The sequence below is a fragment of the Actinomycetospora lutea genome, assembly GCF_028737205.1.
GTDB classification, from domain to species: domain Bacteria; phylum Actinomycetota; class Actinomycetes; order Mycobacteriales; family Pseudonocardiaceae; genus Actinomycetospora; species Actinomycetospora lutea.
Map to the genome: position 1 here is coordinate 404,096 of NZ_JAQZAL010000001.1, position 20,743 is coordinate 424,838.

Below are 20,743 nucleotides of genomic sequence, written 5' to 3' on the forward strand. Positions count from 1 at the left end.
GCCCCGCTCGCGCACGACTGATAGACGTGGACGCATGAGCGCGATCGCGGCCACCGACACGACCACCTCCTCCGCCGTGCGCGTCGAGGTCGACGGACCGACCGCGGTGCTGACCCTCGACAACCCGAAGCGGCGCAACGCCCTGTCGGTCGCGACGATGACCGAGCTGACCGCGGCGCTGCGCGACGTCTCGGCGCGCGCGGGCGTGCGGGCGATCGTGCTGCGCGCCGAGGGCCCGGCCTTCTCCGCGGGCCACGACCTCTCCGAGATGGTCGACCGGACGCTCGAGGAGGAGCGCGAGGTCTTCGCGGTGTGCACCGACCTCATGACCGCGCTGCACGCCGTGCCCCAGCCGGTGATCGCCGCGGTGCAGGGCGTGGCGGTGGCCGCGGGGTGCCAGCTCGTCGCCGCCTGCGACCTCGCCGTCGCCGCGCAGGGCGCGGTGTTCGGCACCCCGGGCGTCAAGATCGGCCTGTTCTGCTCCACCCCGATGGTGGCGGTGACCCGCGCGATCGGGCGCAAGCGCGCGATGCAGCTGCTGCTCACCGGCGAGACGATCGACGCCGCCACCGCCGCCGACTGGGGCCTGGTCAACCAGGTGGTCGCCGCCGACGAGCTCGACGGGGCGGTGCGGGCGCTGGCGGCCAAGGTCGCCGACGCCAGCGCGGTCACCCTGCGCATCGGCAAGGAGGCGTTCTACCGGCAGATCGACCTGCCCGAGGACGCCGCCTACGAGGAGATGCGCGAGACGATGGCGACCAACGCCATGACCTGCGACGCCCAGGAGGGCATGTCGGCCTTCCTCGCGAAGCGGCCCCCGCAGTGGCAGCACCACGACTGACCCCGTCGCCAACGAGGCAAAGGAGCCCGTCCATGGCCTTCCCCGGCCTGCAGCACGTCGCCGTCACCGTCTCCGACATCCGGCGCAGCACCGAGTGGTACACCCGCCTCTTCGGCGCCGACCCGGTGCTCACCGAGGACGAGGAGGGCGGCGAGTTCCACCACGTCGTCTACGCCCTCGACGGCGGCTCGCTCTTCGGGCTGCACACGCACATGGGGCGCGAGGCGAAGGACCGCGCCGACGAGCGCCGTACCGGTCTCGACCACATCAGCTTCGGGCTCTCGGGCACCGCCGAGCTCGAGCAGTGGCGCGACAAGCTCGACCAGCTCGGCATCCAGCACGGCGGCATCAAGAAGGCGCACTACGGCTCGGGCATCTCGTTCCGCGACCCCGACAACATCGCCCTCGAGTTCTTCATCGCGCCGGGCACCTGAGCCGCGCCGGACGACCCGCCCGCTCGCGGGAGGGCGCCCGCCCGGGTGCCGCGCGCAGAGATGAACGAGCCGGGCGCGCCTTGGTCCTACAAAGCAACTTGTCGAGTCGTCGGACGTATCCGGTGGTAGGCTGCGGCTATGGCTGCACGACGGGACTACTTCGACGGCTGCGGCGCCGCGCACGCGCTCGACCTGGTCGGTGAGCGTTGGGCGCTGCTCGTCGTCCGCGAACTGGTGCTGGGGCCCAAGCGCTTCACCGACCTGCGGGCCGGCCTGCCGCACGCGAGCCCGAACGTGCTCTCCCAGCGCCTGCGCGAGCTCGAGGACGCGGGCGTACTGCGCCGGCGCCGGCTGCCGCCGCCCGCCGCGTCCGCGGTCTACGAGCTCACCGAGTGGGGCCAGGAGCTCGAGCCGGTGCTGCAGGCGCTCGGACGGTGGGCCGCCCGGTCGCTGCCCGAGTCGGACAGCATCAAGGTCGACTCGTTCGTCCTCTCGCTGCGGACGATGTTCCACCCCGAGCTCGCCGCCGACGCGGACACCACGCTGCAGCTGGTCCTCGACGAGCAGCCGTTCCGGGTCCGCCTCGCGCACGGCGAGCTGGACATCGAGCGCGGCGAGGTCGCCGGCGCCGCCGCCACCGTCCGCTGCTCGCCGACGATCCTGGCCGGGGTGGTCTACCGGGGGCTCCCGGTCGCGGACGCGCAGGCCGACGGCCTGCTCGAGGTCACCGGCGACCCCGCGGCACTCGACGCGCTGATCGGCGCGTTCCGGCTCCCGGAGCCGCTCCCGGCCTGACCCCTACAGGCCCTCGGGTCGCCGCGGCCATTCCGGCACCAGGTCGGTGTGGTCGCGGGTGCGCCGCAGCGGGAACTCGGGTGCGCGCTTCTCGAGGAACGCGGTGACGCCCTCGGCGGCGTCGGCGTCGCGCCCGAGCAGGGCGACCGCCCGCGAGTCGAGGGCGTGCGCCTCCCACGGCGACGAGGCCGAGAGCATCGACCACATCATCTGCCGCGTGACGGCCACGGACACCGACGACGTGTTCTCGGCGACCTCGCGGGCCAGCGCGTAGGCGGTGTCGAGCAGGTCCGCGTCCGGCACGACGCGGGACACGAGCCCGCCCTCGAGGGCCTCGCGCGCGCCGAACACCCGCCCCGTCACGGCCCACTCCATGGCGCGCGAGATCCCCACGACGCGGGGCAGGAACCAGCTCGACGCGGCCTCGGGCACGATGCCGCGGCGCGCGAAGACGAAGCCGAAGCGCGCCGACTCGCCGGCGATGCGCACGTCCATCGGCAGGGTCATCGTCGCCCCGACGCCCACCGCCGCGCCGTTGACCGCCGCGATGACGGGCACGCGCAGGGCGGCCAGGCGCAGCGACACCACGCCGCCCCGGTCACGGCCGACGCCGTCGACCTCGCCGTAGCGAGCAGCCTTCTCGCGGCCCCGGTCGTCGAACGTGCTCCCGCCCTCGCCCAGGTCCGCGCCCGCGCAGAACGCCCGGCCCCGCCCGGTGATCACGAGCACCCGGACGGCGTCGTCGGCGTCGATCGCGTCGCAGGCGGCCACGAGCTCGTCGCACATCCGCCCCGTGAACGCGTTCATCCGGGCCTCCCGGTCGAGCACGATCGTGGCGATCCCGTCGGCCACCGAGTACTCGATCTCCGTGAAGTCCTGCACACGACCTCCTCGTCACCGCTGCCGCGGCGCAGCCTCCCGCCGTCGACGAGAACGGTCAACCCTGACCGGAAACGGCCGGCGCTCGGCCCGGACACGGGACGGTCTCGGGCGCCGCGGGGCGTGGACATGACCCGATCGGGGTACAACAGTGAGGAGTCCGGGTCGACGGTGCGGTCGCCCGTACCCGACCGGCGCTCCGAGCGCCCGAGGAGGGCCCGTGACCACTGCGCTGCCGAGGTCGAGTGAGTCGACCGACATGCCCGATCCCACCGAGGTCGTCGTCACCGTCGCCGGCGACCCCGCCGTCGACGCCGCCACGTTGAGCTGCCGCCTGCACGGCGTCATCGCCGGTGCCGGGGAGGGTGCGGCGCTCACGATCGTCGTCGAGGCCGGCGAGCGGGCCGACGATCCCGACCTCGCCCGCGTGCTCGCGTGCGCCCGCGACGCCGCCGCCGGACGCGGCCTCGGCTTCGTCGTGCGCTGACGACGCCGGGGCACCTGTCGGACCCCCGTGGTTTCCTGGGGGCATGTCGTTCGTCCACGGGCACCCGCGTGAGTCGGGGTGGGTGGTGTCGCACTACCGGCGCCCCCAGCGGGCCGGGGACGACCAGCTGGACCTGTCCCTCCCCGCCCCCCGCACGGGGGACGAGGAGGGCGAGGGTCAGGACGACGGTCGGGACGAGGACGCCGCCGGGGACCCCGACGAGGAGCCCCGCGCGAGCGTGCGCTCCATCCCGCGCCGCACAGCGTCGACGAGGTAGGGCCGCAGCCGCGCCGGGTCGACGATGGCGTGCACCGAGCCCATCTCCTGGGCCCGGGCCACCGAGTGCTTGGTGTCGAACTCGTCGGCCACCTCGCCCAGCTTCTCCGAGCGCACCACCGGCCGGACGTTCGCGAGCTCGCTGCGCAGCTCGGCGACGTCCTCGCCGCGCTCGAGGTGCTCGCTGATCCGGCTCTCGAGCTCGGCGACGCGCGGGTCGGCGGCGGTCCGCTTGGCGACCTCGCCGGAGAACACCACGGCGGCCGCCGGCGCCCCGCCGATCACCGAGGCGTAGGAGCCCTCGACCGCGGCGATCTCCATCTCGTCGTTGAGCGTCCCGGAGAACACGACGAAGGCGCCGCCGTGGTACCGCGAGACCACGCAGAACACGATCGGCCCGTCGAAGTTGACCACCGCCCGGCCGATCTCCGCGCCGTACTCGAGCTGCAGGCCGCGCAGCGACTCGGGTGAGCCGTCGAAGCCCGACAGGTTGGCGAGCACCACCACCGGCCGGTTGCCGCTCGCGGCGTTGATGGCCCGCGCGGTCTTCTTCGACGAGCGCGGGAACAGCGTCCCCGCGGTCCACTGCGACGGACCGTCGACCGGCGGCGGGCCGTGGCGGGGCAGCGGCTTGGACTCGATGCCGATGAGCTCGACCGGCTGCCCGCCGAGGTGGGCGTCGAGCACCACCACCGACTCCGCGGCCTGCATGTCGGCCCAGCGCTCGAGCACCGGGTGGTCGGCGTCGGCGACGCCGCCCATCAGCGAGCGGATGTCGAACGGCTTCTTGCGCTCGGCGTTGACGGCCGGATCGAAGATCTCGCCGAGGACCGAGAACCCGTCACCGTGGTGCGGCGCGGTGCGCACATCGCGATCGACCGGGTCGTCGGTCGGCGCGAGCCGGGGGAAGCGCTCGCCGGGCACGACGTAGGTGTGCCGGTAGTGCGCGAGCAGCACGTCGACCGCCCCCGACAGGTCCGGCGCCCAGTACTGGGCCTCGCCGTTCGGGCCCATGATCCGGTCGTAGCCGCCGATGCCGTAGTTGTCCTCGGCGGACACGCCACCGGAGTAGTCCAGCGACTGCTTGCCGGTGAGCACCATCGCCGAGTCCGGGGTCATGACGAGCACGCCGCGGGTGTGCATGAGCATCGTGGCCTCGGCGTTCCAGTAGGGCTGGGCGCCGACGTTGATGCCGGTGACGACGACGTTGATCTCGCCGCCCTGCTGGGTGAACTCGATGATCTCCCGGAGCACCCGGGAGATCCAGTCCATGTTCTCCGTTCCGGAGTCCATGGCGATCTTCGCGCCGGCCGAGACCGCGTACCACTCGATGGGCACGCGGTGCTCGCGGGCGAGGTCGATCGCGGCGAGCACCCGCCGGCACTCCGGCTCCGCGATCGCCCCCAGCGCGCGGGTCGGGTCGCCGAGCAGCACCACGCGCGTGAGGCCCTCGGGCTGGCGGTGCGTCGGCGTGGAGACCATGCCGAGGACGAAGTTGGCGGTGTTGGATCCCGGCGCCCGGTCGACCGGCACCGGCCGGAGGGTCTCGGGGTCGAGGTCGTACTCGGTGAACGTGCCCGGATCGCCGCCTTGGTCGGGACTGCGCGTGAGCAGCGGGACCAGCTCGTAGGGGTAGAGCGCCCCGCGGCGCGCGGCCTTGATGACCTTCTGGGTGTACGCGTCGAGCTCGCCCATCGGGTGCGACGGCGGCGCGGTGACCCGCAGCGTGAGCCCGGCGCCCGGCGGCCGGGACATCCGCAGCAGGAACTCCCCGTCCGGCGTCCGGAACCGCACCATGACCTGCTCGATGCCCAGCGACTCGGTGCGCGGGGCGAGCGTGCGCACGATGCCGTCCAGCTCGGCGAGCGGGACCTCGACGACCGGCCAGACGTAGAGCAGCACGCGGTTCCAGCGCAGCGCGGCGAGGTCGGCGTCGGCGGCGCGCGCCGAGCGCAGGCTGTCGAGCGCCGCGTCGAGCACGGCCTCCACCTGCGGCAGCGCCCGGACCGCCCCGTCGTCGCCACGCAGCACCGTGAGGTCGCGGACGTCGCCGGTGACGATGAGCCGGCGGTCCTCGGGCACGTTGCGGCCCTGCGCGTGGAACAGGTGCACGTCGGTGGCCGAGGGCAGGCGGGTGAGCTCGAAGTCGCGCAGCCGCCACAGGCCGAGGCGCTCGGCGACCATCGGGTGCAGGCCGCGCAGCGTGCGGTCCTCGACCGGGTGACGGAGCGGAGCCGAGCTCGACCCGTCGACGGGCTGTCCGTCCTCGGGGCGGAAGGTGAACCAGCTGGTCGCCCCACCGCCGTGGTCGCCGTCGTGGACGGTGCCCCGGATGCCGACGGTGACGCGCCCGACCGCGGCGGGGACGGTGCCGATGGAGTGGCGGATGCGCGTCGCGCGCTCCTCGGGCCCGTCGGGGGCCTCCGGGCCGCGCGGGGAGGTCACGTAGAGATCGACGAGCACGGTGTCGCCCGCCGGGAGCGAGTCGATGAGCTGGTGGAGGTCGGTCGACACCGTGGCCGGGGCGGTGGCGCCGTCGGGCTGGTCGACCGTGGCGACGGTCGCGAGGACGACGTAGGAGTGCCCGTCGTGGGTGTACCGCGCGATGAGCAGCGGGCGGCCGTCGTGCTCCTCGACGCGCACGTCGCCGAGGTCGCGGATGAGCCCGTAGTACCGCCGGGTCATCACCTCGAGCATCACGGCGTGGTGCCGCTCGGAGAACAGCCCGAGGATCGGCTCGCCGGAGGCGACGATCTCGTCGATCTGGCGCGACCGGGTCGCGGGGTCGCCGGAGAGGGCGTCGAGCTCGGCGCGGACCCGTTCCTGGGTCTGCTCGCGCTCGGACTCGATGAGCGGGGCGTCGAAGCAGCGGAACCGCACCTGGCGGGCGAGGTCGCCGATCTGGGGGTGCCGCACCTGGGTGGCCGCGACGAGGTGGTCGAGCACCGCGCGGTAGCCCTCGCCGTCGGCGCTCACCGACTCCGGGCGGCGCAGGCGCGCCCGCAGCAGGGCCGCGACCACCGGCTGGTGCGCGCCGGCGCGGCGGTGCGCCAGGAACATGCGGTAGAGCGCGGGACCGAGCAGCTCCGGCGCCGCGCCCAGCTCGGGGACCCCGTAGTGCTCGAGCGCGCGGCCCAGCTTGAGCCGGAACGACTCGGGCAGCACCTCGGCGTCGGCGTCGCGGCTGCGCAGGTAGGCGTAGAAGTACTCCTGCGGGTTGCGCGCCGACTCCTCGTCGACGGCGGTGTCGTCGAGCTCGTCCGGGCCGCCCTCGAGGCGGCGATTGCGCGAGAGCGCCGAGAGGTCCGCGACGATCGACAGGATGCCGATCTCGTCGTGCAGCAGGCCCGCGTCGTCGGCCGGGAGCTCCTCGCGGGCGCGGTCGAGCGCGTCGAGCAGGGGCTCGGCCTCCCGCTCGTCGACGTCGTAGCCCAGGACGAGCGCGCGCAGGGCGGCCAGCGCGTCGCGGGCGCGCGTGCGGGCGTCGGCCTGCTCGTCCTCGGGCAGCGGCGAGGCCAGCGCGGCCAGGCTGACCCGCTCCTCGCCGGACGCGGCGCCGGGGTCGTCGGCGTCGGGCTCGAGGCGGACCAGGCGCGAGCCGCCCTCGACCTGGGTGTTGGCGTCGACCAGCACCTCGGCCACCCGCCCGGACACCGGGGCGCGCAGCGCGGTCTCGAGCTTCATGCTCTCGACGACGGCGACGGTGTCGCCCTCGGTCACGGTGTCGCCGGGGGAGACGGGGATCGAGACCACCATGGCCGGTGCGGGGGCGCGCACGAGCCCGGCCTCGCCGCCCGCGATGCGGTGCACGGCGCCGTCGACCTCGACGAGGTAGTCGGGTCCCTGGGCCACCGACAGGACCCCGAACGTGCGGCCGCCGACGGTGAGGCGGCGCTCGAAGCGCCCGGAGCGCTCGACGACGACGTCCACCCCGGTCTGGGATGGGTCGAGCTCCGCTCCGCTTCGTCTCCCGCCCGCGCCGTCGCCGTCGAGCACGACCCGGTAGTGCGACGGGCGCGTGCGGGCCACCCGCAGCCGGTAGGACTCGCCGACGACGCGGACGTCGACCTGGTGCCACACCTCGTGGCCCACCTCGGGGCGGCCCCGCTCGGCGGAGAGGAACAGGCGGCCCTGCTGGCGGAACTCGTGGGCCTCGTGGGCCTCGACCGCGGCCGCGAGCAGGGCGATGTCGACGCGCCGCGGCGGGGTGTAGCCGTCGGCCATCATCGTGTCGAGCCAGGTGGTGTCCGCGGTGCCCTCGGTGACCTCGGGGCGCGAGAGCAGGTCGAGCAGGAACGCCTTGTTGGTGGTGCCGCCCTCGACGACCACGGCCGTCTGCCGGATCGCACGCGCCAGGCGGGCGCGGGCCTCGTCGCGGGTGCGGCCCCAGGCGATCACCTTGGCGATCATCGAGTCGTACTGCGGCGGGATGACGTCGCCGGCGGCCACACCGGTGTCGACGCGGATGCCCGGACCGGCGGGCAGCACGAGGTGGCGGATCGCGCCGGGCGCGGGGGTGAACCCGCGCTCGGGGTCCTCGGCGGTCAGGCGGGCCTCGATGGCGTGCCCGGAGGCCGGCGGGTTGATCGGGTCTGCCATGACCGCGTCCCCGAGCACGTCGGCGAGCGACCCGCCCATGGCCACGTGCAGCTGGAGCTTGACGACGTCGACGCCGGTGACGGCCTCGGTGACCGGGTGCTCGACCTGCAGCCGGGTGTTGACCTCCATGAACGAGAGCACCTCGTTCGCGGGGTCGTAGAGGAACTCCACGGTGCCGGCGTTGACGTACCCGGCCGCGCGGGCGAGGTCCGCGGCGCTCTGGCGCAGCAGCCGGTCCTGCTCGGCGTCGAGCGCCGTGGAGGCGGACTCCTCGAGCACCTTCTGGTTGCGGCGCTGGACGCTGCAGTCGCGCACCCCGAGCGTCACCACGCCGCCGTGGGTGTCGGCGACCACCTGCACCTCGACGTGCCGCCCGCCGCGCACCGCGCCCTCGAGGAACACCGTGCCGTCCCCGGCGGTGCGCTCACCCTCGCTCGACGCGCGGGTGAAGGCGTCGTCGAGGTCCTCGGCGCGGGCGACGAAGCGGATACCGCGCCCGCCGCCGCCCGCGGTCGCCTTGACCATGAGCGGGAAGCCGATCTTCTCCGCGGCCTCGCGCGCCGCGTCCACGTCGGCGACCGGCCCGCCGCTCCACGGGGCCATCGGGACACCGACGCTCTCGGCGATCCGCTTCGACTCGATCTTGTCGCCGAGCCGCTGCATGGTCTCGGAGCCCGGCCCGACGAACGTGATGCCCAGCCGCTCGCACAGCGCGGCGAACTCGGCGCGCTCGCTGACGAACCCCCAGCCCGGCCAGACGGCGTCGACCCGGCGGGACACGAGCGCGCGCTCGAGCTCGGCGAGGTCGAGGTAGGGCACCGGTCCCATGTCGTCGGGATCGTCGGGCCCGATGAGGACGGCCTCGTCGGCCTCGCGCACCGCCATCGCGTGGCGGTCGACCGCCGTGTGCACGGCGATGGTGCGGATCGGCGGGAGCACGCCGGAGTGCTCGACGTTCCACTCCCGGACGGCGTTGATGAGGCGCATCGCGGGCTCGCCACGGTTGACGATCGCCAGGCGCTGGAACGGACGAGGCGGCACGCTCACGGTCGCCGACCCTAACGGCGACGGCCGGGTCCCGCGGAGTCCTCGCGGGTGCTCGCTGGGCCGTCAGGACGAACTCGTGACCGATTCCGTCGTCGGGCGGGGTCAGTCGCGGGGAAACGTGAGCAGGCCGGGGACCCGGCCGACGCTCGTCGCCCGCCCGGCGCCCGGGGTCTCGTGGCGCAGCTCGCGGAGCAGATCGGTCACCGAGCGACCGGAGCCGTGCGCGCCGTGGGTGCCGCGCGGGGTGGTCCGGTCGTCGTCGGGGTGGGTGAGGGCGGCAAAGATCGGCGTGGGCTCCACGGCGCCGACGCTAGGGGCGCCCGTCGTCCGCCGACGGGACCCGCCCACGATCGTGGGGCGTCGCGCCACCGTCCCGGGGGGTCGGGCCCTGTCGCGCCCCGTCTCCCGCCCGGAGGACGGCCACCAGCCGCACCACGACCCCGACCACCCCGAGTGCCCCGAGCGCGAGCAGGACCGGGGTGCCCCAGCCGTCGAGCGCGCCCTCGATGAGCACCGCGTGCCCGACGCCCAGGAGCACGACGCCGCCGGCCAGGCTTCCGTGCACGAACCGCCACGTCGCCGCCGACCAGCGCAGCCGTCGCCGCAGCACGCCGAGCAGCGTGACGACGGCGAGCAGGATCGTCGCGAACAGCGCCATCCGCGCCCGCGTCGGGCCGTCGATCGACATCGAGTAGAGCGCGTCGTCGGGGCTCTCGAGCACCAGGGCGAGCACGTGCACGGCCACCAGCACGGCGATCACCCCGCCGACCCGCACGTGCGCGGGCACCCGGCGGCGCGTCAGCCACGGCTGCGCCGCGAGCGCGGCGACCGCGACGCAGGCCGCGAGCGTCGACACCACCAGCAGCGGCGAGCCCTCCGCGAGGTGCGGCGCGGCGAGCGCGAGGCCCAGCAGGAGCACCCCGCCCAGCGCCGCGACCCCGGCGACCCACCTCACGACGCCGCCGCCAGGGTGAGGTCGACGACGGCGAGGGTGTCGTCGGAGCGCAGGACGTGGCGCTGCCACACCGACGCCCACGGGCTGTCGTCGACGTCGTGGGCCACGTGCACGTTGGGCTCGCCGAACTGGGCGACGGCCGGGTCGCTGGTGACGCGGTAGACGCCGTCGGGCCCGGTCAGGACCGTGGTGCGGTTCTCGCGCTCGCTGCCCAGGGAGGTCTGCAGCCACACCTGCACCCGCACGCCGGGCAGCGGGCGGCAGGCGGTGTCCCGCACCGTTCCCGTGATCACCAGGCCGCGGCCCAGGGGCACGTCGGGCGGCGCGTCCTCGCGGTAGTTGTTGCGCCCGCCCGGGTTGGTCACCGTCGGGGCGCACGAGGCACCGGGCACCGCGGCCGGGACGGCGACGGGGGCCGGGGCGGCCGCGCCCACCTGGCGCGCGCCGGTCCCCGACTCGTCGGAGTTCCACAGCGCGGCGGCGATCATCGCCGCCAGCAGGACGACCGCGACGACCGCCGCCGGGTGGGGACCGGTGCGGGTGGTGGGCACGGGGACAGCGTCCCCGATCGGGCCGGGACGCGGGCGAGCAGTGGCACCGGGGCGCATCCGCGCGCGGACGTGGGCGAGGGCCGCGGCCTCCGCGTCCAGCTCGGCGGCGGGGTAGGGGCGGCGAGCACGCGGCGGGCCCAGGCCTGCTCGAGGGCGTACTCGCCGCGCGCACATCGGGCCCGCCGGTCGGGCAGACGCCCGGAGAGCGCCCGGTCGGCGAGCACGGCCTCCACCACGTGTGCGGGGCGGGGCGTGACCGCGAGGCCGACGAGCCGCGTGGAGAGCTCGTCGGTGGCGATCACCGCGCGCCTCCGGAATCGGCGGGCGGCAGCGGGGCGTCGGGATGCTCGGGGTGACGCTGCGCCACCCCGACGGGAGCCCGCTCGGCGCGGTGCTGATCTACGCGCCGCTGCTGCCGGCTCGGGTGCTCGCGCTGGTCAGCGAGGGCGACGAGGCCATGTTCACGCGCATGGCCGACCTCTCGGCGCCCGCCAAGCGGCCCGCGGCGGTGGTCTTCGCCGACATCGACGGGTCGGGACCGCTGTCCCGGCGGCTGCCCACGCCGGTCTACTTCGAGCTGATCCGCGGCGTCACGACGGCGTTCGACGAGCTGGTCGCGCGCCACGGCGGCATCGTCGGCAAGCACGCGGGCGACGGGGCGAGCGCCTACTTCCTGCGCGAGGGCCACGGGTCGGACGCGCAGGCGGCGGGCGCCGCGCTGCGTGCCGTGCAGGAGCTGCCGGAGGTGGTGGCCGCGGTGGTCGCCGACCTCGCCGAGAGCGGGGCCGACGTGCGGGTGCAGGACTGTCGCATGAACGTCGGCGCGCACTGGGGCTCCGACCTGTTCATCGGCCAGATCGTCACCGGCGGCCGGCTCGAGGTCACCGCGCTGGGCGACGAGGTCAACGAGTGCGCGCGCGTCGAGCAGGTCGCGACCGGCGGGCAGCGTCTCGTCACCAAGAACCTCGTCGAACGCCTCGACGAGGACACCGCCGCCGAGCTCGGACTGCGCCCGCGGGGCATGACCTACCGCGTGCTCGCCGAGCTCACCCGCGACGGCGGCGCCGCCGGCGGGAAGGCCGAGCGGGACGCGGGCTCGCTGGCGGTCCACGATCTCGGTTGAACGGTCTACGGTCTCGGGGCATGAGCGCCGAGAAGAGTTCACTGATCAGCGAGGACGAGCGGCAGCGGCTGACCGAGGCGCGCGACCGCATCCGCGAGGAGTTCCTCCACTCCCGCGAGAACCGTCCGCCGTCGACCGGCAAGGGCATCCACCACACCGCGCTGGTCTGCCGCGACGTCCGCACGACCGTGGAGTGGTACCAGAACGTGGCGGGCTTCCCGGTCACCGTGCTGTTCGAGAACCGCGACCTGGCGGGCTCGACGCACTTCTTCTTCGACGTCGGCAACGGCAACAATCTGGCGTTCTTCGACCTGCCCGGCGTCGACCCGGGCCCCTACGCCGAGGTGCTCGGGGGCCTGCACCACATCGCGATCTCGGTGCCCGGCAGCCAGTGGTACGGGATCAAGCGCCGCCTCGACGAGCGCGGGATCGAGTACATGATCGAGTCCGAGGTCTCGATCTACACGCACGACCCCGACGGCGCCCGCGTCGAGTTCATCATGGACCCGCTCGGCGAGATGTACGGCGAGGACACCGTCTGACCCCTCGCCCTGGCGAGCGATGCGGCATCGCTGGCGTGTGACGCCAGGATCGCCACATCCTCGAGCGGCGACACGCCGGGCCGGGTCAGGCGGGCGGGGAGAGGTCGTGGCGCGCGGCGCTGGCGCCCTCGCGGAAGCGGTTGAGGTGCTCGCCGACCGCGCGGGCGTCGGGGGTGGGCGCCGGGCGCGCTTGCGCCGGGGCCTGGATGCCGCCGGGGGCGAGGCGCGCGGCGGGCTGGCGGATCGGGAGCCCGGCGGGCGTCAGCTCCACCGTCGACTCCCGCAGCGCGGAGCGCGCCGCCTCGTGCGCCGGGTCGGCGATGGAGGACCAGCCGGAGGAGTCCGGCGGGCCCGACTCCTCGAGGAACCACGCGGAGAGCTCGTCGAAGATCGGCTCGCTCGCCGCGGCCCGTCGGTGGGCGCCGGTCGCCTGCTCCGACGCGGGCGACGCCGGTACCTCCGGCACCGCCGGCCGGAAGGACTCACCGGGCTCGCGGGCCGCCGGCAGGGGAGGCGTCGCCGGCGGCGGGGGCACCGTCTCCGGCGGGGTGATCGCCGGGGCCGACGAGGGCGTCGGGGGCGCGGCCGACGGCGCGCGGAAGGCGGGCGTCGTCGGGTCCCAGCGCGCCACCAGCTCCCGCACCTCGCCCTCGGCGTGGCCCGGCACCCGCACGACCAGCACGCCGTGGCGCCGCACGCGACGCCGGAACCGCTCGGGCAACTGGCTGTAGGTCAGGCCGTCGAGCTGCTCGAGGTACTCCCCGTCCGCGGACGCCGTGCCGCCCACGGGCAGCTCGTCGTGCACGAACCGCCACAGGGCCCGCAGGCGCTCGCGGCCGTCGAGCAGCACGTCGGACTCGTCGCCGCCCGCGAGGACGATCGCGGGCAGCGGCCACTCGCGCAGCACGGTGTCGACGAGGAGCTGCTGGCGCCGCACGTCCCAGCCGCCCGCCGCGTCCCACCCGGTCTCGATCTCACCGCGCTCGATGCGCGTGAGCAGCACCTCGGCCTCGACGACGGCGTGGTGGAGGTGCATGCGGGCTCCCTCCCGGGCGGGCGTGGCCCCGCATCGTAGGGGACGCGGGCACCTCCGGCGCCCGTGAGTGTCCGGGTCGTCGGGACGACCCGGACCATCCACCGGGCCGAGCCCTCAGTAGACGAGGAGCACGAAGCCGTCGCCGGGGTCGGTGCTCGGGGTGATCCGGGCGCCGGTCAGCGCGGCGTCCGCGCAGGAGTCGCCGGCACCTCCGCCGCCGCCCCCGCCGAACTCGCCGCCGTGGCTGCCTCCGTCGCCGCCGTGCAGGCAGCCCCCGCCGCCACCGCCGCCACCCCCGCCCGTCGACGAGGTCCCGCCGTCGCCGCCGTTGCGGTCGGGGCGGCGCGCGCCCGGCCCGCCCCCACCCCCGTCGCCGAAGTCGCCCTCACCGCGGGCACCGCCCCGGGCGCCCGCCTTCCCCGGCCCGTGGCCGGCCTGGCCGCCGGCACCACCGGCGTAGCGCGACCCGTTCGGTGCCCCGGTCGCGGTGCTGCCCCCGGCGCCGCCTCCGCCGCCCGCGACGAGCAGCGAGGTGTCCCCGGCGCGGATGGCGCTGGCGCCGCCGCCCCCGCCGCCGTCGGCGGAGTCGGCCGGGCCGGCCGTGCCGCGGGAGCCGCCGGATCCCCGCCCGTGGCCAGCTCCCCGGTTGCCGTCGCACCCGGTCGTGACCTCCAGGCCGGCGCGCCCGGTGACGTCGAGGTCGCCGGCCACCCGCGCGCCGTGTCCCGGGGCGTGTCCGGCCGTGACGCCGGTCGGGCGGCCCCCCTCGGCGCCCACCGCGATCGCGTAGACTCGCGCGACCCCCGCCGGGACCGGCCACGGGACCGAGGACCGCGTGCAGTCGAAGCGCCTGCTCCCGGTGTAGCGCCGCAGCGTGATCGTGCCGTCCCCGTTGCCCGCGACCCCGCTGTAGGCGAGCGCCCGGGCTCCGCCGCCCACGGAGGACCGCCCGCCGCCACCCCCGCCCGCGCCGCCGCACAACCCCGCACCGCGGGTGCCGCCGCCGCCACCACGCGGGTCACCGCCACCGCCACCGCCTCCGCCGGGGCCGAGGTAGCCGGTCTGGCCCCCGTCGCCACGCGTGGTCCGCGCACCGCCGCCCCGCCCGCCGGTGCCGGGGAAGCCGACCTGGACGTCGCGGGTCCCGACGAAGCAGGTCCCGTTGCCGTCCTCGCCGTCGTCCGCGGGGGAGCCCCCCGCGCCGCCGTCACCGCCGCGGGTGCCGTTGTCACCGCCGCTACCGCCGCCTCCGCCCGCGACGACCAACGGCGTCGAACCGGCCAGCACCGCGCTCGCGGCGCCGCCGGACCCGCCGTCGTTCCCGCCGTACGCCCGGCCCCGCGGGCCGCCGTCGACGAGGCCCCGCCCGACGGCCGCGGCGCCCCCACGGGTGCCCGGCCACACGGTCAGCACCTGCCCCCGGCGCACGGGGAACTCGGCAACGGTCTCGCCGCCCCCGCCGCCGTCGCCACCCCGACCCGAGCCCGGCGACCCGCCCTGACCCCCGGTCACGAGGGCGACCACGCGGTCGACCCCCGGCGGGACCACGACGCCGACCCGGCCGCCCGCGGCCGTGAGGGTGCAGCCCGTCGGTCCGGTCAGGTCGCACGGCACGATCGTCGGCGGCGCCGTCCCCGGGCCCGGCGTGGCCGATCCGTCCGCGACGGTGCCGACGGACAGCAGCGCCACGGCTGCACCCACCACGGCGAGGCGGGCCGGACGGCGAGACGGCCGGAGTCGATGGCGGACCGGACCTGACGTGACCATGTGAGCACCCATCACGAAGCGTTCGAAGCGGCTTCGTGATCAGCGGAGCCGTCGACGCCCCAACGAGCGTCGACACCTGATCACGCAGGGATTCGCCCGGACGTGTCGTCCGGGCGTCCCCGCTCGGTCGGTCCTGCCCGGTCAGCGCCCCTTCCAGACCGGGGCGCGCTTCTCGGCGAACGCGGCGGCGCCCTCGCGGGCGTCCTCGCTGGAGAGCACCGGTCCGAGGATCTCGCCCTGGCGCGCCCACATCTCCGACGCGGGCCACGACGGCGACTCGACGATGACCTGCTTGCTCGCGCGCACGGCGAGCGGGCCGTTGGCACCGATCCGGGCCGCGAGCTCGCGGGCGCCCTCGAGCGCCCCGCCGGGTGCGGTCAGGTGGTTGACCAGGCCCCACCGGTGCGCGTCCGCCGCGGACATCGGGTCGCCGGTGAGGGCGAGCTCCATGGCGACGGTCCGCGGGATGCGCGCGGGCAGCCGGAGCAGCCCGCCCGCGGCGGCGGCCAGACCGCGCTTGACCTCGGGGATGCCGAAGCTCGCCTCCTCCGAGGCCACGACGAGGTCGCACGAGAGCGCGAGCTCGCAGCCCCCGGCCAGCGCCGGACCCTCGACCGCCGCGATCAGCGGCTTGGCCGGCGGGCGCTGGGTGATGCCCGCGAAGCCGCGGTCGCCGATGTGCGGGCGCTCGCCGCGCAGGAACGCCTTGAGGTCCATGCCGGCGCTGAAGAATCCACCCGCGCCCGTGAGGATGCCGGTGACCAGCTCGTCGTCGCCGTCGAGCTCGTCGAGGGCGTCGGCGATGCCCTGCGCGACCGCGGTGTTGACCGAGTTCCGGGCCTTCGGCCGGTCGATCGTGATGACCAGCGTGGTCCCGTCGCGCTCGGTGCGCAGGACGGTCTCCTCCTCGGCGGCGGTCACCGGGGCGCCATCCGGATCGCGCCGTCGAGGCGGATCGTCTCGCCGTTGAGCATCGGGTTCTGCAGCATCGCGACCGCCATCTGCCCGTACTCGGCGGGGTCGCCCAGGCGGCGCGGGTTGGGCACCGAGTCGCCGAGGGCCTTGCGCACGTCCTCGGAGAGCGTCGCGAACAGCGGCGTGTCGAACAGGCCCGGGGCGATCGTGTTGACGCGGACCAGCTTGGAGGCCAGGTCGCGGGCCGCGCACAGGGTCATCGACACGACCCCGCCCTTCGACGCCGAGTAGGCCATCTGCCCGATCTGGCCCTCGAACGCGGCCACCGACGCCGTCATGATCATCGCGCCGCGCTCGCCGTCGACCGGCTCGGTGCGCGCGATCGCCGCGCCGGCGAGGCGCAGGGCGTTGAACGAGCCGAAGAGGTTGACGCGGACGACCCGCTCGAAGGCCTCCATGTCGCCGGGCTCGCCGTTCTTCTCCACGACGCGGGTGAGGCTGCCGATGCCGGCGCAGTGCACGAGCGCGCGGAACGGGCCCGCCGCCTCGGCCGCCGCGACCGCGGAACCCAGGGCGTCGGCGTCGGTGACGTCGGCGGCCACGAACTCGCCCCCGAGGTCGGCGGCGACCTCCTTGCCGTTCGACGACGGCAGGTCGGCGACGACGACGCGGCCGCCCGCCGCGGTGATCGCCTTGGCGGTGGCCAGCCCGAGGCCGGACGCGCCGCCGGTGACGAGGGCCGAGACGCCCTGCAAGTCCATGATCAGGTCCCTTCGGTGACGGTGACGTGGACCGCACCATAAACGGTCAGGGCTGACCGTGTCACCGGCCCCGGCTGCCGGTCCGCGTCCCGGTCACGAGCGCCGCGACGGCGGCGACGAGCAGGGTGATCCCGGCGGCCACCGCGACCGCGGCGGCCGGGGCGACCCCGTCGATGAGCACGCCGGTGAGCGGGGCGGCGACGGTGGCGCCGACCATCAGCGCCGAGCCGTGCAGGCCCGTCGCGACCCCCCGCGCGTCGTCGGGTGCGAGGCGGCCCACCGTCTCGGCCGCCGCGGCCAGCGCGGGTGCGCAGAAGGCCCCGGCCGGCACCAGCAGCAGCGTCAGCGTCCACCACGGCCCGCCCAGGGCGACCGGGAGCGAGCCGAGCGCGAGCAGCCCGAGCAGGACCGCGGTGGGCGGCGGCCGCTGCGCCGCACCGTAGATCCAGCCGCCGACCAGCGACGCCGCGCACCAGACGGTGTTGGCCAGCGCGAACCAGGCGGTCTCGTCGCGCGCGGTGAGCATCGCGACCACCGACAGCTCGGTGGCCGTGAGCATGAGGATCGCGGCGGCCGTCGAGGCCAGCGCCACGAGCATCCCGCCGCGCAGCCACGTGCGCACCGGCGGCGCCGGGTGCTCGCCGGGACGCCGGCCCGCGGCGCGGACGGGCGGGTCGAGCCACCCGAGCGCGATCGTGGCCACGACGAACGCGGCGCCGACGAGCCACGTCCCGGTGCCGGGCAGCGTGAGCACCACGAGGGTGCCCAGGGCCGGGCCCACGGCGTAGGCGACCTCGGTCGACATCGCGTCGAGCGCGAACGCCGGGCGCTGGTGCTCGGCGGGCACGGACGCGGCCAGCGACTGGCGCACCACCGCGAAGGCGGGCGGCGCCAGCAGCCCGGCGCCGAGCGCTGCGGGCACGAGCGCGGCGGCGTCGAGGAACGGGACCATGCCCCAGAACACGGCCTGCGCGAGCCCGCAGAGCACGAGCACCCGGCGCAGACCGTGGCGGTCGACGAGGCGCCCCACGAACGGGGCACCGAGCGCGATGCCCGCGGTGACCGCGCCGCCGACCAGCCCGGCCGCGGCGAACCCCTGGTCGAGCCCGATCGCGACGTGCAGCGTGAGCACGACGCCGGTCGCGGTCACCGGCAGGCGCGCGGCGAACCCGATGGCGTAGAGGGGCGCGAGACCGGGCAGAACGAGCACCCTCCGGTAGGTGGCGACGCCGCCGCCGACCGCTCCCGCCACGCGTCCATCATCACCCATCGGGCCACGCCGTTTCCGGGGCGAGGGCCACGGGGCACCTGCGCCGCATGAGCGAGCCGCCCGTCCTCCCCACCGCCACCTACGCCGTCACCGGCGCGTCCGGCCACCTCGGACGCCTCGCGGTCGACGCGCTGCTGCGTCGCGGCGTCCCGGCCCGCAACGTGTTCGCGCTGGTGCGCCACCCCGACAAGGCCGGCGACCTCGCCGACCTCGGCGTCGGCGTCCGCGAGGCCGACTACGACCGCCCGGAGACCCTCGACACCGCCCTCGAGGGCATCGAGCGGCTCCTGCTGGTGTCCAGCCCGACGGTCGGCAACCGCCTCGAGCAGCACACAGGAGTCCTGCGCGCCGCGGACGCCGCCGACGTCGGGTTCGTCGTCTACACGAGCGTGCTGCACGCCGACGAGACCGAGCTCGTCCTGGCGCCCGAGCACGCTGCCACCGAGGACGCCCTGCAGGGCTCGGGCCTGCCGTTCGCCGTCGCCCGCAACGGCTGGTACACGGAGAACTACACCGGTCGCCTCGACGAGTACCTCGCCCGCGGCGAGATCGTCGGTGCCTCCGGCGACGGGCGGGTCTCCGCCGCGACCCGCGCCGACTACGCCGAGGCCGCCGTCTCGCTGCTCACCGGCGACATCGCCGACCAGCAGGGCTACTGGGAGCTCGGCGGGCCGGCGTTCTCGATGGCCGACCTGGCCGCGACGATCACCGACGTCACCGGCACCCGGGTCACCTACCGCGACCTCCCGTCCGCCGAGTTCACCGACACGCTGCGCGCGGCGGGGGCCGACGAGGACACGGCCCGCTTCGTCACCGCGCTCGAGGAGTCGACGGCCAAGGGCGAGCTGGAGACCGACAGCCCGGCGCTCGAGAACCTGCTGGGTCGCGCGCCGACCTCCCTCGCCGACGCGATCCGGGCCGCGCGCCTGTAGCCACGCGGTAGCTTCCGGGTCATGGAGACCTTGCACGGACGCGAGGAGCTCCTCGCGTCGCTGGGCCGCGAGCTCGGGCCGGGGGAGTGGCTGGAGATCGGCCAGGACCGCATCGACGGGTTCGCCGACGTCACCGGCGACCACCAGTGGATCCACGTCGACCCCGAGCGCGCGGCCTCGGGACCCTTCGGCGCCACCGTCGCCCACGGGTTCCTGACGCTCTCGCTCGTGCCGTTGCTGCTCGACGGGCTGCGCCGCGTCGAGGGCACGCGGATGGGCCTCAACTACGGCCTGGAGCGCGTCCGGTTCCCGTCGGCGGTGCGGTCGGGCACCCGGGTGCGGGCGCGCTCGACGCTGGTCGACGCCACCGACGTCGGCGACGGCGGGCTGCAGCTGGTCACCCGCGTGACGATCGAGGTCGAGGGCTCGGCGAAGCCGGCCTGCGTGGCCGACCTCGTCACCCGCGCCTACTTCTGAGGCCGGGGGTTGCCGGACGACGCGGTCGGGTAAGTCATCGTTCACCGGACCGCGTCGGCGCGGGGCCGGACGAGGAGGTGGTCGTCATGGACGCCCCCACACCGATCTGGCGGACCGGCGTCGACCCCGGCGGCGCGACCCTGCCCTTCCCCTCCTGGTGGCTCACGGCCACCGACCTCGTCCGCGCGTCGGTCGAGACGGCCGCGTGGCACACCGTGCGCCACGTCCTGCCGCAGGGCGGTCGGGGTGACGGACAGCCGGTGCTCGTCATCCCGGGGTTCGTGACCAGCGACATCACCACCGCGGCGTTGCGGGCCCACCTGCGCACCCGGGGTTTCCACACCCACCGCTGGACCCTGGGCCTCAACCACGGGTTCACCGACGCGATCCTCGACGGCCTGATCGACCGCTTCGACGAGCTGCACGCGCGCCACGGGCGCCCGATCGCGATCGTCGGGTGGAGCCTGGGCGGTCTCATGGCGCGCTGGCTCGCACAGATCCGCCCGGACGCGGTCGAACGCATCGTCTGTCTCGGCTCGCCGTGGCGGCCGGAGGCCGAGATCAACCGGGTCTCGGGCGCGTTCCGGGCCGCCGAGCGGCACTGGGGCTTCTCCGCCGACACCGAGGACATCGTCGAGCTGATCCGCAGGCCGGTGCCGGTGCGCTCGATCGCGGTCTACTCGCCGTTCGACGGGCTGCTCCACGGCGACGGTTGTCGCCAGGACGACGGCGACCTCTGCGAGAACGTCGTCGTGCCGGGCAGCCACTGCGGGCTGACCCACAACCCCGCGGCGCTCGTGGCGGTGGCCGACCGGCTCGAGGTGCCGCTCGACCGCTGGCGGCCCTTCCGCTGGACCTCGGCGGTGTCGCACGGTCTGTCGGGCGACGGGCGCGACGGCGCCGACGCCTCGCCCGCTCCCGCACCCGTCCCGGCCGCCGCCTGAACCACGCCGCTGGGCAGTGACCGATCCCGGCCCACCGGCGCGCGCAGGAGACCGGGATCTCACGCCGAGCTCCGCCGACGAGGTGTACGACAGTCGGTAGGAGGTGTGATCG

Annotated in this window: 19 protein-coding genes; 9 read left to right on the top strand and 10 right to left on the bottom strand. The window is 75.6% G+C overall.

What is annotated here, in order from left to right; translation table 11 throughout:
• Positions 1-34 precede the first annotated feature (34 nt).
• The 3 genes from PHK61_RS02040 to PHK61_RS02050 all read left to right on the top strand — a co-directional run bounded on the left by PHK61_RS02040 (position 35) and on the right by PHK61_RS02050 (position 2,070).
• On the top strand, positions 35-841 hold the full coding sequence (locus PHK61_RS02040; RefSeq protein ID WP_274279289.1) for an enoyl-CoA hydratase: 807 nt from the start codon (positions 35-37) through the stop codon (positions 839-841).
• Between the two features lie 32 nt (positions 842-873).
• A complete protein-coding gene (locus PHK61_RS02045) occupies positions 874-1,275 on the top strand; it encodes a VOC family protein (protein WP_274279290.1) in 402 nt (133 codons plus the stop codon).
• 138 nt (positions 1,276-1,413) lie between these two features.
• Positions 1,414-2,070 (top strand): winged helix-turn-helix transcriptional regulator, encoded by a 657-nt coding sequence (locus PHK61_RS02050; RefSeq protein WP_274279291.1) that lies wholly within the window; start codon positions 1,414-1,416, stop codon positions 2,068-2,070.
• Positions 2,071-2,073: 3 nt separating this feature from the next.
• Here PHK61_RS02050 and PHK61_RS02055 read toward each other — a convergent pair whose 3' ends face one another.
• Positions 2,074-2,952, bottom strand: a complete 879-nt coding sequence (locus PHK61_RS02055; protein ID WP_274279292.1) for an enoyl-CoA hydratase-related protein — start codon at positions 2,950-2,952, stop codon at positions 2,074-2,076.
• A 217-nt stretch (positions 2,953-3,169) separates the two neighbouring features.
• Here PHK61_RS02055 and PHK61_RS02060 point away from each other — a divergent pair, with 217 nt between their 5' ends.
• On the top strand, positions 3,170-3,436 hold the full coding sequence (locus PHK61_RS02060) for a hypothetical protein (protein ID WP_274279293.1): 267 nt from the start codon (positions 3,170-3,172) through the stop codon (positions 3,434-3,436).
• Positions 3,437-3,613: 177 nt separating this feature from the next.
• Here the strand turns inward: PHK61_RS02060 and PHK61_RS02065 are convergent, their stop codons facing one another.
• The 4 genes from PHK61_RS02065 to PHK61_RS02080 form a co-directional block, all read right to left on the bottom strand.
• Positions 3,614-9,358 (bottom strand): ATP-binding protein, encoded by a 5,745-nt coding sequence (locus PHK61_RS02065; protein WP_274279294.1) that lies wholly within the window; start codon positions 9,356-9,358, stop codon positions 3,614-3,616.
• Between the two features lie 102 nt (positions 9,359-9,460).
• Positions 9,461-9,658, bottom strand: coding sequence for a hypothetical protein (locus PHK61_RS02070; RefSeq protein WP_274279295.1), 198 nt, complete (start codon positions 9,656-9,658; stop codon positions 9,461-9,463).
• Positions 9,659-9,668: 10 nt separating this feature from the next.
• Positions 9,669-10,313, bottom strand: coding sequence for a ferric reductase-like transmembrane domain-containing protein (locus tag PHK61_RS02075; RefSeq protein ID WP_274279296.1), 645 nt, complete (start codon positions 10,311-10,313; stop codon positions 9,669-9,671).
• The gene (locus tag PHK61_RS02080; RefSeq protein ID WP_274279297.1) at positions 10,310-10,864 is read right to left on the bottom strand and encodes a peptidase associated/transthyretin-like domain-containing protein; all 555 of its coding nucleotides are present in this window, start codon (positions 10,862-10,864) and stop codon (positions 10,310-10,312) included. The genes PHK61_RS02075 and PHK61_RS02080 overlap by 4 nt, the downstream gene beginning before the upstream one ends.
• A gap of 343 nt (positions 10,865-11,207) precedes the next feature.
• Here PHK61_RS02080 and PHK61_RS02085 point away from each other — a divergent pair, with 343 nt between their 5' ends.
• On the top strand, positions 11,208-11,987 hold the full coding sequence (locus PHK61_RS02085) for an adenylate/guanylate cyclase domain-containing protein (RefSeq protein WP_274279298.1): 780 nt from the start codon (positions 11,208-11,210) through the stop codon (positions 11,985-11,987).
• A 20-nt stretch (positions 11,988-12,007) separates the two neighbouring features.
• On the top strand, positions 12,008-12,529 hold the full coding sequence (locus PHK61_RS02090; RefSeq protein WP_274279299.1) for a VOC family protein: 522 nt from the start codon (positions 12,008-12,010) through the stop codon (positions 12,527-12,529).
• Positions 12,530-12,614: 85 nt separating this feature from the next.
• On the opposite strand, the gene PHK61_RS02095 is transcribed toward PHK61_RS02090, so the two are convergent.
• From PHK61_RS02095 to PHK61_RS02115, 5 genes are all read right to left on the bottom strand, one after another.
• Positions 12,615-13,565, bottom strand: coding sequence for a hypothetical protein (locus PHK61_RS02095; RefSeq protein WP_274279300.1), 951 nt, complete (start codon positions 13,563-13,565; stop codon positions 12,615-12,617).
• Positions 13,566-13,679: 114 nt separating this feature from the next.
• Positions 13,680-15,254 carry a hypothetical protein gene (locus PHK61_RS02100; RefSeq protein WP_274279301.1) on the bottom strand — a complete coding sequence of 525 codons (1,575 nt, stop codon included), beginning with the start codon at positions 15,252-15,254 and terminating at the stop codon, positions 13,680-13,682.
• Between the two features lie 219 nt (positions 15,255-15,473).
• On the bottom strand, positions 15,474-16,253 hold the full coding sequence (locus tag PHK61_RS02105) for a crotonase/enoyl-CoA hydratase family protein (protein WP_274279302.1): 780 nt from the start codon (positions 16,251-16,253) through the stop codon (positions 15,474-15,476).
• Complete coding sequence (locus PHK61_RS02110) at positions 16,250-17,008, bottom strand: SDR family NAD(P)-dependent oxidoreductase (RefSeq protein ID WP_274279303.1); 759 nt, start codon at positions 17,006-17,008, stop codon at positions 16,250-16,252. The genes PHK61_RS02105 and PHK61_RS02110 overlap by 4 nt, the downstream gene beginning before the upstream one ends.
• 61 nt (positions 17,009-17,069) lie before the next feature.
• Entirely contained in the window at positions 17,070-18,260 is a 1,191-nt protein-coding gene (locus PHK61_RS02115) for an MFS transporter (RefSeq protein WP_274279304.1), read from the bottom strand.
• Between the two features lie 65 nt (positions 18,261-18,325).
• Between PHK61_RS02115 and PHK61_RS02120 the strand changes: the two genes are divergently transcribed.
• The 3 genes from PHK61_RS02120 to PHK61_RS02130 all read left to right on the top strand — a co-directional run bounded on the left by PHK61_RS02120 (position 18,326) and on the right by PHK61_RS02130 (position 20,631).
• Complete coding sequence (locus PHK61_RS02120; RefSeq protein WP_274279305.1) at positions 18,326-19,210, top strand: SDR family oxidoreductase; 885 nt, start codon at positions 18,326-18,328, stop codon at positions 19,208-19,210.
• 21 nt (positions 19,211-19,231) lie between these two features.
• On the top strand, positions 19,232-19,687 hold the full coding sequence (locus PHK61_RS02125; RefSeq protein ID WP_274279306.1) for a MaoC family dehydratase: 456 nt from the start codon (positions 19,232-19,234) through the stop codon (positions 19,685-19,687).
• Positions 19,688-19,773: 86 nt separating this feature from the next.
• Positions 19,774-20,631: an esterase/lipase family protein gene (locus tag PHK61_RS02130; RefSeq protein ID WP_274279307.1), complete on the top strand. Its 858-nt coding sequence runs from the start codon at positions 19,774-19,776 to the stop codon at positions 20,629-20,631.
• Positions 20,632-20,743: the final 112 nt, after the last annotated feature.

Excerpts from the sequence above, each read along its gene's own strand:
- PHK61_RS02040 (WP_274279289.1), top strand. The coding sequence starts at position 35 with ATGAGCGCGATCGCGGCCACCGACACGACCACCTCCTCCGCCGTGCGC.
- PHK61_RS02045 (WP_274279290.1), top strand. The coding sequence starts at position 874 with ATGGCCTTCCCCGGCCTGCAGCACGTCGCCGTCACCGTCTCCGACATC.
- PHK61_RS02050 (WP_274279291.1), top strand. The coding sequence starts at position 1,414 with ATGGCTGCACGACGGGACTACTTCGACGGCTGCGGCGCCGCGCACGCG.
- PHK61_RS02085 (WP_274279298.1), top strand. The coding sequence starts at position 11,208 with ATGCTCGGGGTGACGCTGCGCCACCCCGACGGGAGCCCGCTCGGCGCG.
- PHK61_RS02090 (WP_274279299.1), top strand. The coding sequence starts at position 12,008 with ATGAGCGCCGAGAAGAGTTCACTGATCAGCGAGGACGAGCGGCAGCGG.
- PHK61_RS02095 (WP_274279300.1), bottom strand. The coding sequence starts at position 13,565 with ATGCACCTCCACCACGCCGTCGTCGAGGCCGAGGTGCTGCTCACGCGC.
- PHK61_RS02110 (WP_274279303.1), bottom strand. The coding sequence starts at position 17,008 with ATGGACTTGCAGGGCGTCTCGGCCCTCGTCACCGGCGGCGCGTCCGGC.
- PHK61_RS02120 (WP_274279305.1), top strand. The coding sequence starts at position 18,326 with ATGAGCGAGCCGCCCGTCCTCCCCACCGCCACCTACGCCGTCACCGGC.
- PHK61_RS02125 (WP_274279306.1), top strand. The coding sequence starts at position 19,232 with ATGGAGACCTTGCACGGACGCGAGGAGCTCCTCGCGTCGCTGGGCCGC.
- PHK61_RS02130 (WP_274279307.1), top strand. The coding sequence starts at position 19,774 with ATGGACGCCCCCACACCGATCTGGCGGACCGGCGTCGACCCCGGCGGC.